Here is a 15,844-nt window from a genome sequence, read left to right on the forward strand (position 1 = left end):
TTAGAAATAGAATGATTTATTAAAAGAAAAAGCCAGGCAGGGCGTTAAATCCTGCCCGGCTAATTTGAAAAATAAGTTTGACCTTATTCACCTTTGTGAATTTTGGTTTCCATTATTCAAAAGACTCTACTGGCTCTTCTTGAGTATCTGGCTGTGGTGCGATGTTAAGTGCATCAGCTGGTTGAAGATCTTCTTCTTCGTCTAAATCACGAAGCTCTACTTCTTCATCATTAACTGTTAACATCTTAACGTCCATACCAAGAGATTGAAGTTCTTTAATCAATACTTTGAATGACTCAGGAACGCCTGGCTCTGGTACACTTTCACCCTTAACGATGGCTTCATATGTTTTTACACGACCAACAACGTCATCGGATTTAACTGTTAAGATTTCTTGAAGGGTATAAGCAGCACCGTATGCTTCAAGTGCCCATACTTCCATCTCACCAAAACGTTGTCCACCAAATTGCGCTTTACCACCAAGTGGTTGCTGCGTAACAAGTGAGTAAGGTCCAGTTGAACGCGCGTGAAGTTTATCGTCAACCATGTGAGCAAGTTTGATCATATACATGATCCCAACAGATACACGGTTATCAAATGGTTCACCAGAACGGCCATCATACAGGATTGTTTTACCGTCACGGTTCATCCCTGCTTCTTCCATTGTTTCCCAAACGTCTTCTTCATTCGCACCATCAAATACTGGTGTTGCCATGTGGACGCCTAGGTAGCGAGAAGCCATACCTAAGTGTAATTCTAAAACTTGTCCGATATTCATACGAGAAGGTACACCAAGTGGATTTAACATAATATCTACAGGCGTGCCATCTGGCATGAATGGCATATCTTCTTCTGGCAAGATACGAGAGATAACCCCTTTGTTACCGTGACGTCCGGCCATTTTGTCCCCAACGCGAATTTTACGTTTTTGAACAATATAAGCACGAACTAATTGGTTAACACCTGGTGGTAGTTCATCGCCATCTTCACGGTTAAATACTTTAACGTCCAGAATGATACCGCCAGCACCGTGTGGTACACGTAATGATGTATCACGAACCTCACGAGCCTTTTCACCGAAAATAGCATGTAATAAACGCTCTTCAGCAGTTAATTCTGTAACCCCTTTTGGCGTAACTTTCCCTACAAGAATATCACCATCGCGTACTTCCGCACCGATACGGATAATACCACGTTCGTCTAAGTTACGAAGTGCATCTTCCCCGACATTCGGTATATCACGAGTGATTTCTTCAGGTCCAAGCTTTGTATCACGAGACTCTGATTCATATTCTTCAATATGAACAGATGTATAAACATCGTCTTTTACAAGACGCTCACTCATAATAACAGCATCCTCATAGTTAAAGCCGTTCCAAGTCATGAATGCAACAAGTACGTTACGTCCAAGAGCTAATTCACCTTTTTCCATAGATGGACCATCTGCTAAAATATCGCGAGGCTTCACACGTTCGCCAACTTTCACAAGTGGACGTTGGTTATATGAAGTACCTTGGTTTGAACGAATAAATTTTTGTAATTTATATTTTGTTAAATCGCCTTTAACCTCTTTGCCGTCTACAACTTCAATGCGGCGAACATGGATAGAGCGAGCCTCAACGTGCTCAACAATACCATCATACTTCGCTACTACAGCTGCACCAGAATCACGTGCATCCACATGTTCCATACCCGTACCTACGAATGGGGCTTCTGGGTTAAGAAGTGGAACTGCTTGACGTTGCATGTTGGCACCCATAAGTGCACGGTTAGAGTCATCGTTTTCTAAGAATGGGATACACGCAGTCGCTGCAGAAACTACTTGTTTAGGAGATACGTCCATGTAGTCCATTTGAGCTTTATTGAATACTGTGTTATCACCACGGAAACGACCTACTACTTCATCATTTGCAAAACTACCATCTGGATTTAATGGTGAGTTTGCTTGTGCTACGTAGTAGTTATCTTCTTCATCAGCTGTTAGGTAATCAATTTGTTCCGTTACTTGACCTGTTTCGTGATCAATACGACGGTAAGGCGTTTCGATGAAACCAAATTTATTTACTTTAGCGAAAGAAGATAATGAGTTGATTAAACCAATGTTTGGACCCTCTGGTGTCTCGATTGGACACATACGGCCATAGTGAGAGTAGTGAACGTCACGTACTTCAAAACCAGCACGCTCACGTGTTAAACCACCAGGCCCTAATGCAGATAATCGACGTTTGTGCGTTAATTCTGCTAATGGGTTTGTTTGGTCCATGAATTGTGATAATTGAGAGCTTCCGAAGAACTCTTTAATTGACGCAATTACTGGACGGATATTAATTAATTGTTGTGGTACGATAGCCGCTGTGTCGTTAATAGACATACGTTCACGTACTACACGTTCCATACGAGATAAACCGATACGGAATTGGTTTTGCAGTAACTCACCTACAGAACGTAGACGACGGTTACCTAAATGGTCAATATCATCTGTTGCTCCTACTTGATAAAGCAGGTTGAAGAAATAGCTTACTGAAGACAATACATCAGCAGGTGTAATATTTTTCACTTCTTCATCAATATAGGCATTACTAATGATATTAATTTCTTTTTGTGCTTCATCTTTCGGTGCATAAATTTTAATAGATTGGATTGTTACATCATCCTCTAGTACTCCACCAACTTGTGATAAAGTACGGAAACCAATACCTTTTGAAGAATCTTCTAGGTAAGGTAGGATTTTATCTAAAGTACGGCGATCAAGCACTGTACCTTTCTCTACTAAAATTTCGCCTGTTTCTGGGTCTACAAGCGTTTCAGCAATCGTTTGGTTGAATAAACGATTTTTAATATGAAGCTTTTTATTCATTTTGTAGCGCCCAACATTCGCTAAATCATAGCGTTTTGCGTCGAAGAAACGAGAGTATAATAAACTTTTCGCGCTTTCAACTGTTGGTGGCTCACCTGGACGTAAACGCTCGTAGATTTCTAAAAGTGCTTTTTCAGTACTTTCAGAGTTATCTTTTTCTAACGTATTACGTAAATACTCGTTATCACCGATAATATCGATAATTTCTTGGTCTGAGCCAAAACCTAATGCACGAAGTAATACGGTTACTGGTAACTTACGAGTACGATCGATACGTACATAAACTACATCTTTTGCATCCGTTTCATACTCTAACCATGCACCACGGTTTGGAATCACTGTAGCTCCAAAACCTTTTTTACCGTTCTTATCCGTTTTATCATGGAAATACACACTTGGTGAACGAACTAATTGTGAAACGATGACACGTTCAGCACCATTGATAATGAACGTACCTGTTTCTGTCATTAATGGGAAATCACCCATGAAGACATCTTGTTCTTTCACTTCGTCTGTTTCTTTGTTGTAAAGACGTACTTTCACGCGTAATGGAGCTGCGTAAGTTACATCTCGCTCTTTACACTCATCGACATCATATTTAGGATCACCTAATGAATAATCGATGAATTCTAATGAAAGATTACCTGTAAAGTCCTCGATCGGCGAAATGTCACGGAACATTTCACGTAAACCTTCTTCAAGGAACCACTCGTAAGACGCCGTTTGAATCTCAATCAGATTTGGAAGCTCAAGCACCTCTTTAATACGCGCAAAGCTTCTACGCTGGCGGTGTTGTCCGTACTGAACTAGTTGACCTGTCAACTCATTCACCCCTCAATAAAGCGATATTAGGTCTTTGCAAAATCATACAAATAGTGTATGATTTCGAAAGACAAAAAGAAAACGAGTCTTCAAAAAGATCTCATTTTCGGTTAACTAAACTTATCTTGGCAAGTATACCCATATTAAAACAACTCTATACAAAAAGGGCATACGACCTCAAAATAATATTTTTGCATTGTATCATATTATCATAGCCGATTTGTCAAGTCAATAAATTATACATATTTCATTTATTTTTTTGCACGTACAATCCAGTATCCTTTTTTCTTCTCGACAACATCGACTTCGGAAAATTTACCTTCTAGGTAACTTACTGTCGATGGCGCTCCTTGTTTCTTCTGAATCACTACCCAAAGCTCTCCAGATGACACTAGTCTATCATAAGCTCCATCGTAAAAGCGGAAAATCGTTTCCTTCCCTGCACGAATTGGTGGATTCGTTAAGATAGCTGCTGCTTCTATATCTTTATCAACCATCGATAGGCCGTCACTCACAAATATTCGCACATTTTGAACACCGTTCACTTGCGCATTTTTTTGCGAAAGCGCAACTGCACGTTCATTTATATCCATCATACAAACGGTACGGTCTGGATTTGCTTTGGCGATGGATAACCCTATCGGCCCATATCCACAACCTATATCAAAAATTGCACCATCAATATTAGGCATTTGAAAAGCGTCTATTAAAACACGGGATCCAAAATCTACTTCGCTTTTACTAAATACACCTGCATCCGTTTCAAATGAAAACGTATGCCCTAGTAATTTGAATGTCCAGTGACGAGGTTTACTCTCAGTTTGAGGATTACTTGTATAATAGTGATCTGACATTTTCACGCCTCCTCAGAATGAAGAAAAAAGCTCGCCAATATGACGAGCTTTCCTTTTGTTTAAAAGTAACGCGAGATTACTTAACTTCTACAGATGCGCCAACTTCTTCAAGTTTAGTTTTGATTTCTTCAGCTTCATCTTTAGAAACGCCTTCTTTAAGAGCTTTAGGAGCGTTATCTACTACTTCTTTAGCTTCTTTAAGACCTAAACCAGTGATTTCGCGAACCACTTTGATTACTTTAATTTTTTCTGCACCAGCAGATGCTAATACTACGTCGAATTCTGTTTTCTCTTCAGCTGCAGCAGCACCGCCAGCAACTACTGCTACAGGAGCAGCAGCTGTTACACCGAATTCTTCTTCGATAGCTTTTACTAAATCGTTTAATTCAAGAACTGTCATAGCTTTGATAGCTTCTAAGATTTGCTCTTTGTTCATTATAATTTCCTCCTAATTGGATAGTGTTTTATTTTTTGCGGTCAGGCCGCGGAAGTTGTTGGACGTATTAAATTACGCGCCTTGTTCTTCTTTTTGTTCTGCAACAGCTTTTGTTGCAAGTGCGAAGTTACGCACTGGAGCTTGAAGTACAGATAAAAGCATAGAAAGTAGACCTTCGCGTGATGGAAGTTCTGCAAGTGCTTTAACATCTTCAACAGAAGAGATTGTACCTTCGATAATACCAGCTTTAATTTCTAAAGCTTCGTTTTTCTTAGCGAACTCGTTGATGATTTTAGCAGGCGCTACAACATCTTCATTTGAGAACGCAATTGCGTTAGGACCAACTAATACGTCGTTGATTCCTTCAAGACCAGCAGCTTCAGCAGCACGACGAGTTAAAGTGTTTTTGTATACTTTGAACTCAACGCCAGCTTCACGAAGTTGTTTACGAAGCTCTGTTACTTGTGCAACATTAAGACCACGGTAATCCACTACTACTACAGAAGAAGCGTTTTGGAATTTCTCAGTAATCTCTTGAACTTGTACTTGTTTGTTTTCGATTGCTTTGCTCATGATGACACCTCCTATTAGAATGGGTCATTTATACCGACAAAAGAAAAGCCCCTACGTCAAATAGACACAGAGGCTGAAAGTCATCATCTTTAAATAAGAATCTGAATTCCGATGTCCTCGGTAGGAACATTAAGTGACAAGTCACTCCTACTGTCTACGGTACAAATGGATAATTCACAACAGCAATGATCATATCATGTAATCATTGCTGTTGTCAATATATATATTTAAATTATTTTACTACTACGTTAGCAGCGTCAATTTTAACAGCTGGACCCATTGTAGTTGTAATATTTACAGATTTCATGTAAGTACCTTTAGCTGCAGCAGGTTTTGCTTTTTGAACTACATCAAATACAGCTAAGAAGTTTTCTACTAATTTTTCTGCAGAGAAAGAAACTTTACCGATAGGAGCGTGGATGATACCAGCTTTATCAGCACGGTATTCTACTTTACCAGCTTTGATTTCTTCGATAGCTTTTGTTACATCGAAAGTAACTGTACCAGTTTTAGGGTTTGGCATTAAGCCTTTAGGTCCTAATACACGGCCAAGTTTACCAACTTCACCCATCATGTCAGGAGTTGCTACGATTACATCGAAATCAAACCAACCTTGTTGGATTTTTTGGATGTACTCTGCATCACCTACATAATCAGCACCAGCTGCTTCTGCTTCTTTAAGTTTTTCACCTTTCGCGAATACTAATACGCGTTGTGTTTTACCAGTACCGTTTGGTAGCACTACAGCACCACGGATTTGTTGGTCGTTTTTACGAGTATCAATACCTAAGCGGAAAGCAACTTCTACAGTAGCGTCGAAGTTTACTGTGCTAGTTTTTTGAGCAAGTTCGATTGCTTCTTGTGCACTATATAGTGAGTTACGATCAATTAATTTAGCTGCATCTTGCAGTTTTTTACCTTTTTTAGCCATTATATATTTCCTCCTTGATTGTGGTTATAGCGGATTTTACCTCCCACGAATAAAGGTTGCGTGTTCACAAAGAAACTTCGCAACCTTCCAAAAAACAAAACATCAAGTAACTGGGATTAGTCTTCGATAACAATACCCATGCTTCGTGCAGTACCTTCTACCATTAACATAGCAGCTTCTACTGAAGCAGCGTTAAGGTCTGGCATTTTAGTTTCAGCGATTTCGCGAACTTTATCACGTTTAACCGTTGCCACTTTTTTACGATTTGGTTCACCAGATCCAGATTGGATACCAGCTGCTACTTTAAGTAGAACTGCTGCAGGTGGAGTTTTTGTAATGAAAGTGAATGAACGGTCTTCGAATACTGAAATTTCAACTGGAATAATAAGACCAGCTTGATCAGCAGTACGCGCATTGAATTCTTTACAGAATCCCATGATGTTCACACCCGCTTGACCTAATGCAGGACCAACCGGTGGAGCTGGGTTAGCTTTACCAGCAGGGATTTGAAGTTTTACAACTTTAATAACTTTTTTAGCCACGAGACACACCTCCTTAAGTCCGTGATGTGGTAATTGGGTTGCCCCTCCCACTCAATATCTGTCTGTCAGCTAAGTGCCGATAACATTAAAATTATCATTACAGACGTCAAACAAAAGTATGACAGTCTGACCTTTGAAATGATACCACTTTTAATTTTTTTAAGCAAGTGGTAATTAACAAAATCTGCGAAACATCTACCAATTGGCATGTCACAGTTCTAGTAATTGTACTATAATTTTTGAATTTGTTCGAAGTCTAGCTCCATAATTGTTTCGCGACCAAACATATCAACAGATACTTTCACTTTTCCTTTTTCTGTGTCAATTTCTTCAACACGTCCTTGGAAATGAGCGAATGGCCCTTCTAATACTTCAACTGCTTCACCAATAGAGATATCTACTTCGACAACTTTATCAGTCATACCCATTTGCTGTAGTAGACGATCCGCTTCTTCAGGTAGTAAAGGTGTTGGTTTTGCTCCTCCACCAGATGACCCGATAAAGCCTGTTACACCTGGCGTATTACGCACTACATACCAAGAATCATCTGTCATTATAAGCTCTACTAATACATAACCTGGGAAAACTTTACGCATCATTGTACGCTTTTTCCCATCCTTCATTTCTGTTTCCTCATGCTCAGGAACAATCACTCGGAAGATTTTATCTTGCATTCCCATTGTTTCTACACGTTTCTCTAGGTTTGCTTTTACTCGGTTCTCATACCCTGAATACGTATGAACAACATACCAATTTTTCTCCATAACTACTAGGACTCCTCGTCCGTCCCTCCCTTACAAATAAAAGTGAAAATGAATCGTGATATGCTAGATGCATTCCTTACCCTTTTCACAAACATCTCATATAGACACTGCAGCCTTTACCTATTAAGAATAGCCTGATGATATGTATCGAAACTAGCATAGTCATCTATTGCTACTATCATACTTATCATAATGAGATTATCTTACTACCATTCACTTCACCCATATCACTTGCCCATAAAGATGGAATTGTCTGCTGAATGAAGATAAAACAAACGAAAAAACCCGTTATTGCAATGGACGGGCTATTTCATAAGTATTAACATGCTATTTACTAAATTATAAATCTAAGTACCAGCGGAATAATGATGAAACACCTAAGTCAACTAACACAAAAAATAAAGCCATAATGACAACAGTTGAAATTACAACGACTGTATATTTAGTCAGCTCTTTACTTTTTGGCCAGCTTGTTTTGCGCATTTCTGACATTACATCACTGAAAAAGCCTTTGATCTTGCCCATTCTAGCTTAACCTCCGAATCAATCAAATCTGTCTATTTACATATCATTTTATAGCGTTTGTTTATGCACTGTATGTTCATTGCAATGCGAGCAAAATTTCTTTAATTCGAGGCGTACAGTAGAGCCTTCTTTAGCCGGGAACGTGTAATTTCTCGATCCACATTTCTCGCAATTTAGCACGACTTTTTTTGCCATATACTCACCTTTTTCGGCACTTTGTCTTTTTAAGACTAACACCTATATTTGTCAATGTCAATAAAGCCTATGCCCTCTAAGACATTTCTTCAAGGACTAAATGTCGCTCTAATTTACGCTTCACTCTCTGCAAAGCATTATCAATCGATTTCACATGACGATTTAATTTTGCAGAAATTTCATGATATGATCGGCCATCTAGATATAGAGCTAAAACCTGTAACTCTAGTTCACTTAAAATCTCACTCATTTTCTCTTCTAAATAACCAAACTCTTCTCTATGAATTATTAATTCTTCTGGATCATCCATGATAGCGCCTGTTAAAACATCCATTAGCGTTCGGTCTGATTCTTCATCAAAAATGGGCTTGTCCAAAGAAATATAAGAGTTAAGAGGTATATGCTTTTGCCTAGTAGCCGTTTTAATAGCGGTAATAATTTGCCTTGTAATACATAGCTCAGCAAAAGCTCGGAAAGAAGCTAGCTTGTCCCCTTTAAAATCACGAATCGCTTTATATAAACCGATCATGCCCTCTTGCACAATATCTTCCTTATCGGCACCAATTAAGAAATAGGATCTAGCCTTCGCTCTAACTAACAAACGGTATTTCGTAATTAAATAATCCAACGCATCTGTATTACCTTGATGCACCATTTCAATAAGTTCTTCATCATTGAATCGTTCAAAATCTTGTGTCACTTGTACAATGCTATTTTTAAACATGGTATCACCTCAGCCACAACAGATAATTAGGAACAGTATAACGGAATTGGAAAATATGCGTCAATCAATCATTTCAATCCACGTCTCCATTTTTCGAATGCTATCGCCACATCTGGCTTTAATTCTATACGTGAAGGTGGTCTACTTTCTTGTTTCCTTTTCACATCGTGTGATATTTTATGCTGGATAATGCTTGTATCTATTTCTAGTTCTCTAGCTGATTTTCTCAAGGCTCCATTACCAAAGATAACACTTTGCTCTGCCATATCGGAAGTTGCTACGTGTATTTGTACGTTTCTAGCCTTAAGTTCATGCGTCATTTTTTCAATACGCTCATCTGCCGTTTCATTTTTCCGAGTATAAATGACTTCAACATCACTTTCTAAATAAGATTGCTCTACGCCTGGAACTAGATGTGCGTCAAAAACAATGATCACGCGCCAACCCATAGCTGCTTTATATTCAGCCATAAGTTCTATCAACCTTTTGCGAGCATCCTCAAAATTTGTATCCCGCAATGGTCGAAGCTCTTTCCAGGACCCAATCATATTATAGCCATCAACTAGCAAAATGTTTTTCATTGTTACTCAATCGCTTCTTGACGTTTACGATACACTTCGTACATTAATAGCGCTGCAGCTACTGAGGCGTTCAGTGATGTCACATGTCCTACCATCGGTAAATGATACAAGAAGTCACATTTCTCTTTTAATAAGCGCCCCATTCCCTTACCTTCACTACCGATAATGATAGCCAATGGTAATGTTGCATCCATTTTTCGATAGTCTACAGAGCCCTTTGCATCTGTACCAGCAATCCATACACCTCGTTCTTTTAGTTCATCTACTGTTTGAGCTAAATTGTTTACACGGACCACAGGAACGTGCTCAATAGCGCCTGTTGATGCCTTCGCCACGACAGCTGTTAAACTCACTGAACGGCGCTTAGGAATAATAATACCATGCGCTCCTATTGCATCAGCTGTTCTCATAATAGAACCTAGATTATGTGGATCTTCAAGCTCATCTAAGATTAAGAAAAAAGGATCTTCTTGTTTTTTTGCGGCTGCAGCAAATAAATCCTCTAGTTCAGCATACTGATAAGCTGCAACAGAAGCAACAATCCCTTGATGATTTGCACTTGATAATTGGTCGACTTTCTTTTTCGGAACAAACTGAACGATCACTCCGCGTTCTCGAGCTAGATCTAGCAGTTCGTTGACACCCGATTTTTTTACACCCTCTGCAATCCATACTTTATTCATATCGCGTCCTGAACGAAGTGCTTCTAACACTGGGTTTTTACCTGCAATAATTTCTCCATTCTGTTCTGTCATTATTTCTACACTCCTTTCGATTCCTCGATGATTTGAATAGCATATGCAATGATTTCATAGACGCGTTCAAGTTCATTTAATAAATATAAACTACCAAGTACCGCCTCAAAGCCTGAGCTATTTCGATAAGTTTGAACATCTGTATTTTTTGGTACAGAGCCGGACTTGGCATTACGTCCACGGCGGAACACTGCCAACTCCTCCTCTGTTAAATAATTCTCATCCATCATACGATGAACAATCATAGATTGTGCTTTTGCCGAAACGTAACTTGTTGCCTCTCGATGAAGTGTATTCGGTTTAACTCGACCTGAACGTAGTAAGTGTTCTCGTATCTTTTGCTCCAATACAGCGTCACCCATATAGGCTAACGCCAACGCATTTAATTGCTTAACATCTTCATTGCGAAGTTTATCCAACTTAATTACCCTCGTTTCCATCTAGTTCCTTGTCGCGTATCTTCTAAAATGATACCTTGGGCTTGCAAATGGTCACGAATCTCATCAGAACGAGCAAAATCACGATTCTTTCGTGCCTCTACACGTTCTTGTAGTAATGCATCAATTTCTTCGTCTAATAATTCTTCTTCTTTTGCAAATTTAATACCTAAGACGTCACCTAGTACTTCGAAAGTTTCAATAAAAGTTTCTAACACTTTCTTGCAAGTATTCGTTTCGTTTAAATAAATATTAGCAATACGAGCTAACTCAAATAATACCGAAATCCCGTTAGCCGTATTAAAATCATCATCCATCGCCTCTTCAAATTGCGCTTTTTGTTCAGAAATTTTATTAAGCCACTCATCTGAGTGATCGCCTAAGCTTACAGTAGTCGTAAGGCGATGCTTCACATTGTTGTAGGCTGTACGAATGCGCTCTAAGCCAGCTGCAGCTGCCTCTACTAAATCCTTCGCAAAATTAATGGGATGACGATAATGTACAGACAACATAAAGAACCGTAGTACTTGTGGATCAATTTGTTTACGAATATCATTCACCAGAATAAAATTCCCAAGAGATTTAGACATTTTTTCATTATCTATATTAATATAACCATTATGCATCCAATAACGTGCAAATGTTTTATCATTATGAGCTTCTGATTGTGCAATTTCATTTTCGTGGTGTGGGAAAGTTAAATCCTGTCCACCAGCGTGAATATCAATAGTATCTCCTAAATGCTCACGAGCCATTACAGAACATTCAATATGCCAACCAGGACGGCCATTGCCCCAAGGACTTTCCCAGAAAATTTCACCTGGTTTCGCTGCCTTCCATAAAGCAAAATCTAATGCATCATCTTTTTTCTCGCCAGCTTCAATACGTGCGCCAATTTTTAAATCATCCACTGATTGATGTGATAATTTACCATAGCCATTAAACTTACGTGTACGGTAATATACATCACCAGCTGACTCATAAGCATAGCCTTTTTCAATTAAGACTTGGATAAACTGAATGATATCAGCCATATGCTCGGTAACGCGTGGATGAACATCTGCCTTTTTGCACCCTAATGCAGTAACATCTTCATAGTACGCAGCAATAAAGCGCTCTGTTAACTCATGCACTTCTTCACCCAGCTCATTGGCAGCCTTAATAATTTTATCGTCTACATCCGTAAAGTTGGATACAAACTTTACATCATAGCCTTTATATTGGAAATAGCGACGTACTGTGTCATAAACTATAACAGGACGTGAATTCCCGATATGGATATAGTTATAAACGGTAGGACCGCAGACATACATTTTCACTTTGCCTTCTTCTAGCGGTACGAAGGTTTCTTTTTGTCGTGATAATGAGTTAAAAATTTGAATACTCATTGTGTCTCTCTCTCCTTTTGTAAGCGTTCAATTTCTTGCTTTAATTCAATGATCTGCTTCTCAAAAGCTTGACAGCGATCTTCTACAGGATCAGGTATATTTTGATGATCTAGCTTTTTCTCTAGACGAACTCCATCCTTAATCACTATTTTACCAGGTATACCGACCACGGTGGCATTTGGCGGCACCTCTTTTAAAACAACTGACCCCGCACCAATTTTACTATTCTCGCCAATTGTAATAGAGCCTAATACTTTAGCGCCCGTTGCTACAAGGACATTATCCTCTAATGTAGGGTGACGTTTCCCTTTTTCTTTCCCTGTGCCCCCTAGAGTTACACCTTGATACAATGTAACATTATCACCAATTTCACATGTCTCACCAATGACAACACCCATACCATGGTCTATAAAAAAGCGGCGGCCAATTTTCGCACCAGGATGAATTTCAATACCCGTAAAAAAGCGGCTAATTTGTGAAATTGCACGAGCCATGAAATAAAAACGTTTTTTAAAGAACCAATGAGCCACTCGATGTGCCCATGTGGCATGCAAACCGGAATATGTTAATACCACTTCAAAAACACTACGCGCTGCTGGATCATTCTCAAAAATGGTTTCCACATCTTCTTTCATCCTTTTTAACACAAAATCTCCCCCTTTTTATGTTGGTCTTGCTCAAATTCCTAGAAATCCTTCATACAGAGCTGTCACTGTAGTCAATTTTCTTTAGAATTCTCTGCCTAAGATGATGTGGCATGTTTGTTTGAAATGCATCCCTCTTCATCAATGAATGAAGATAAAATAAAAAACGCCCCTATCATCCCTAAAAGGAATGACAGAGACGCTTGAATTTGCGTGGTTCCACTCTGATTGAAGGCAAAAAGCCTCCCACTCTGGACGTTCTTTAACGAGAACGAATCGATAAAGCCTACTATAGTTCAGCTTTATGCTCAAAGGTGCATTTCAGTTTTGCCTAGACTCAGACCACTTTCAGCCGGTGATGGTCCTCTCTTTAGAGCATGCGCCACTTACTTCTCCTTATCAACGCTTTATCAATGTAAATACATTTTACAACGAACGAATCAATTGTCAATGAATTTCTATTTATTGCGCAAACTTTCCTACACGATCAATTGCTTTCTCTTTGCCGATTAAGCAAATAGCATTTGGCAGCTCAGGCCCATGTGTTTCACCCGTTGTGACAACACGGATTGGCATAAATAAATTTTTACCTTTATGACCTGTTGCTTTCTGCACAGCTTTTATAGCTGCTTTTACTGCATCTGGCGTAAATTCTTCTAATTCTTCAAGTTGTGTCTTGAATGCAGCCATTACCTCAGGTACTTGTTCTCCTGCTAAAACAGCTTTGGCTTCTTCATCATATTCAATATGGTCTTTAAAGAATAGGCTAGATAATTCAACAATCTCTGAACCAAAGCTCATTTGGTCATGGTAAAGCCCAATTAAATCCGTTGCCCATGCATGTTGCTCCGCTGTAAGCTCCTCTGGTAAGAGTCCAGCTTTTTGTAAATGTGGTAAAGATAAAGCAACCACTTCTTCTAAAGATAGTTTTTTAATATATTGATTATTCATCCATGTCAACTTCTGTTTATCGAACATAGATGGTGATTTAGAAAGACGCTTTTCATCAAAGATTTTAATAAATTCTTCTTTAGAGAAAATTTCCTCTTCCCCTTCTGGAGACCAGCCAAGTAAAGCAAAGAAGTTGAACATTGCTTCTGGAAGATACCCTAAATCCTTATACTGAGTGACAAATTGAATAATGGATTCATCACGTTTTGATAGCTTTTTACGGTTTTCATTAATAATTAATGTCATATGACCGAAGCGTGGGTACTCCCAACCAAATGCATCAAAAATCATCATTTGCTTTGGCGTATTAGATAAATGCTCTTCTCCACGGAAAACATGTGATATCTCCATGAAGTGATCATCTAGAACTACAGCATAGTTATATGTTGGAATTCCGTTTGCTTTTACAATTACCCAGTCGCCAATGTCTTTAGATTCAAATGTAACTTGTCCACGGACTAAATCTTCAAAATCATATGTTACATTTGCTGGTACGCGCATACGAATTGTGTATGGCTCACCTGCTGCTTCTTTAGCTGCAACTTCCTCAGTAGATAGATGACGGCATGTACCATCATAAGTAGGAGCTGCTACACCTCTTGCTTTTTGTTCCTCACGAGATGCTTCTAGTTTTTCTGAAGAACAGAAGCATTTATAGGCTGCACCTTGCTCTAATAGCTTTTCAGCGTGCTCTTTATAAATATCAAGACGCTCCATTTGACGATAAGGCGCATAAGGTCCACCAATATCAATGGACTCATCATATTCAATACCTAACCATTTTAGGTTATCTAGCTGAGATGCTTCTCCACCCTCTACATTACGTTCAATATCCGTATCTTCAATACGTACAATGAATTTACCGTTATGATGTTTTGCATATAAATAATTGAATAATGCTGTACGTGCCCCACCGATATGTAAAAAACCTGTTGGAGATGGCGCGTAACGAACGCGAACTTCTTTCGTCATATTAAAAGCCTCCTAAATTTTCGATCAAAATTGACTTTGTTCATTTTACCACTCTGTAACTGGAAATAAAAGCGGAGTTCACTCACATTTACTTCTTAATCAAAAGAATCGTTGCCATCGCTGCTATACCTTCCTCACGACCAGTAAAACCTAGACGTTCAGTTGTAGTCGCTTTGACATTTACCTGTGACGGCTCAGCATGTAATAATTCTGCAATACGATTTTGCATTTGCTCAATATATGGTGCCATTTTTGGTCGTTGAGCCATAATTGTACAATCCACATTCCCTAGAATATATCCTTTATCCTCAACAATTTTCCAAATGTATTCTAATAATTTGGCTGAATCCGCGTCCTTAAAAGCTGGATCTGTATCTGGAAAATGACGTCCAATATCTCCTTCTCCAATTGCTCCTAGCGCTGCATCTGTCACTGTGTGTAATAAAACATCTGCATCTGAATGTCCAACTAATCCTTTTTCATGTGGAATAGTAATACCCCCGATAATTAATGGACGCCCTACTTCAAATGCATGTACATCAAAACCTTGTCCAATTCGAAACATATGATAGAGAGACTACGTTAGCAATACATGAGGATTTTATTGCTCCTAGTTTGCCTAATGCAGTCTCATTCACCTTCCTTCACTTTTATCTATTTACTCACTATTATACCCTCACATTTTAACATATTTCCTAGGAAATTGAGCTGATAGCAAATAGTGAGCATTTTCTTGTACCGTTAGATCTATTACACCTTACCACCTTGATTGCTTCTAGTTTTTTCAAGCTAACAAATCCTTATTCACATTGGTGTCGCACGCCATTATTACAACAGGCATTTGAACGACAGCTAAAAAACAAGCATATCCTCTTCGTCATTTCTTGCTATAT

General features: G+C 38.9%; 17 protein-coding genes and 2 other annotated features. All 17 genes read right to left on the reverse strand.

Features of this window, described 5'->3' with window-relative positions; genetic code table 11:
* Positions 1-112: 112 nt before the first annotated feature.
* The 17 genes from rpoB to ispF all read right to left on the reverse strand — a co-directional run bounded on the left by rpoB (position 113) and on the right by ispF (position 15,516).
* Positions 113-3,688, reverse strand: a complete 3,576-nt coding sequence (gene rpoB, locus B3D94_RS05790; protein WP_175423096.1) for a DNA-directed RNA polymerase subunit beta — start codon at positions 3,686-3,688, stop codon at positions 113-115.
* Positions 3,689-3,930: 242 nt separating this feature from the next.
* Entirely contained in the window at positions 3,931-4,533 is a 603-nt protein-coding gene (locus B3D94_RS05795; protein ID WP_025116452.1) for a class I SAM-dependent methyltransferase, read from the reverse strand.
* 76 nt (positions 4,534-4,609) lie between these two features.
* Positions 4,610-4,969, reverse strand: a complete 360-nt coding sequence (rplL, locus tag B3D94_RS05800) for a 50S ribosomal protein L7/L12 (RefSeq protein WP_012296079.1) — start codon at positions 4,967-4,969, stop codon at positions 4,610-4,612.
* Positions 4,970-5,041: 72 nt separating this feature from the next.
* Entirely contained in the window at positions 5,042-5,542 is a 501-nt protein-coding gene (gene rplJ / locus B3D94_RS05805) for a 50S ribosomal protein L10 (protein WP_025116453.1), read from the reverse strand.
* 32 nt (positions 5,543-5,574) lie between these two features.
* Positions 5,575-5,720: a sequence feature (ribosomal protein L10 leader region), on the reverse strand.
* Between the two features lie 54 nt (positions 5,721-5,774).
* Positions 5,775-6,473, reverse strand: coding sequence for a 50S ribosomal protein L1 (gene rplA, locus B3D94_RS05810; RefSeq protein WP_031416727.1), 699 nt, complete (start codon positions 6,471-6,473; stop codon positions 5,775-5,777).
* A 116-nt stretch (positions 6,474-6,589) separates the two neighbouring features.
* Positions 6,590-7,015, reverse strand: coding sequence for a 50S ribosomal protein L11 (rplK, locus tag B3D94_RS05815; protein WP_004233593.1), 426 nt, complete (start codon positions 7,013-7,015; stop codon positions 6,590-6,592).
* Positions 7,016-7,245: 230 nt separating this feature from the next.
* Positions 7,246-7,779: a transcription termination/antitermination protein NusG gene (nusG, locus tag B3D94_RS05820; protein ID WP_036121629.1), complete on the reverse strand. Its 534-nt coding sequence runs from the start codon at positions 7,777-7,779 to the stop codon at positions 7,246-7,248.
* A gap of 339 nt (positions 7,780-8,118) precedes the next feature.
* A complete protein-coding gene (secE, locus tag B3D94_RS05825; protein WP_069483207.1) occupies positions 8,119-8,304 on the reverse strand; it encodes a preprotein translocase subunit SecE in 186 nt (61 codons plus the stop codon).
* Positions 8,305-8,352: 48 nt separating this feature from the next.
* Positions 8,353-8,499 (reverse strand): 50S ribosomal protein L33, encoded by a 147-nt coding sequence (gene rpmG / locus B3D94_RS05830; protein ID WP_075807303.1) that lies wholly within the window; start codon positions 8,497-8,499, stop codon positions 8,353-8,355.
* Between the two features lie 76 nt (positions 8,500-8,575).
* Positions 8,576-9,223: an RNA polymerase sporulation sigma factor SigH gene (gene sigH / locus B3D94_RS05835; RefSeq protein WP_025116456.1), complete on the reverse strand. Its 648-nt coding sequence runs from the start codon at positions 9,221-9,223 to the stop codon at positions 8,576-8,578.
* Positions 9,224-9,291: 68 nt separating this feature from the next.
* Positions 9,292-9,804: an NYN domain-containing protein gene (locus tag B3D94_RS05840; protein ID WP_008181857.1), complete on the reverse strand. Its 513-nt coding sequence runs from the start codon at positions 9,802-9,804 to the stop codon at positions 9,292-9,294.
* A 2-nt stretch (positions 9,805-9,806) separates the two neighbouring features.
* Positions 9,807-10,559 (reverse strand): 23S rRNA (guanosine(2251)-2'-O)-methyltransferase RlmB, encoded by a 753-nt coding sequence (rlmB, locus tag B3D94_RS05845; RefSeq protein WP_008181856.1) that lies wholly within the window; start codon positions 10,557-10,559, stop codon positions 9,807-9,809.
* A 5-nt stretch (positions 10,560-10,564) separates the two neighbouring features.
* Positions 10,565-10,999 (reverse strand): Mini-ribonuclease 3, encoded by a 435-nt coding sequence (locus B3D94_RS05850; RefSeq protein WP_175423095.1) that lies wholly within the window; start codon positions 10,997-10,999, stop codon positions 10,565-10,567.
* Complete coding sequence (gene cysS / locus B3D94_RS05855) at positions 10,984-12,384, reverse strand: cysteine--tRNA ligase (RefSeq protein ID WP_069483205.1); 1,401 nt, start codon at positions 12,382-12,384, stop codon at positions 10,984-10,986. Before cysS ends, B3D94_RS05850 begins: the two co-directional genes overlap by 16 nt.
* Positions 12,381-13,031 (reverse strand): serine O-acetyltransferase EpsC, encoded by a 651-nt coding sequence (gene epsC / locus B3D94_RS05860; RefSeq protein ID WP_291755659.1) that lies wholly within the window; start codon positions 13,029-13,031, stop codon positions 12,381-12,383. The genes cysS and epsC overlap by 4 nt, the downstream gene beginning before the upstream one ends.
* Positions 13,032-13,220: 189 nt before the next feature.
* Positions 13,221-13,440, reverse strand: a binding site (T-box leader).
* Positions 13,441-13,490: 50 nt separating this feature from the next.
* On the reverse strand, positions 13,491-14,951 hold the full coding sequence (gene gltX, locus B3D94_RS05865) for a glutamate--tRNA ligase (RefSeq protein ID WP_069483204.1): 1,461 nt from the start codon (positions 14,949-14,951) through the stop codon (positions 13,491-13,493).
* An 88-nt stretch (positions 14,952-15,039) separates the two neighbouring features.
* Entirely contained in the window at positions 15,040-15,516 is a 477-nt protein-coding gene (gene ispF, locus B3D94_RS05870) for a 2-C-methyl-D-erythritol 2,4-cyclodiphosphate synthase (protein WP_069483203.1), read from the reverse strand.
* Positions 15,517-15,844 lie beyond the last annotated feature (328 nt).

The sequence above is a fragment of the Lysinibacillus sp. UBA5990 genome (genome assembly GCF_002429815.1).
Lineage (GTDB): Bacteria > Bacillota > Bacilli > Bacillales_A > Planococcaceae > Lysinibacillus > Lysinibacillus fusiformis.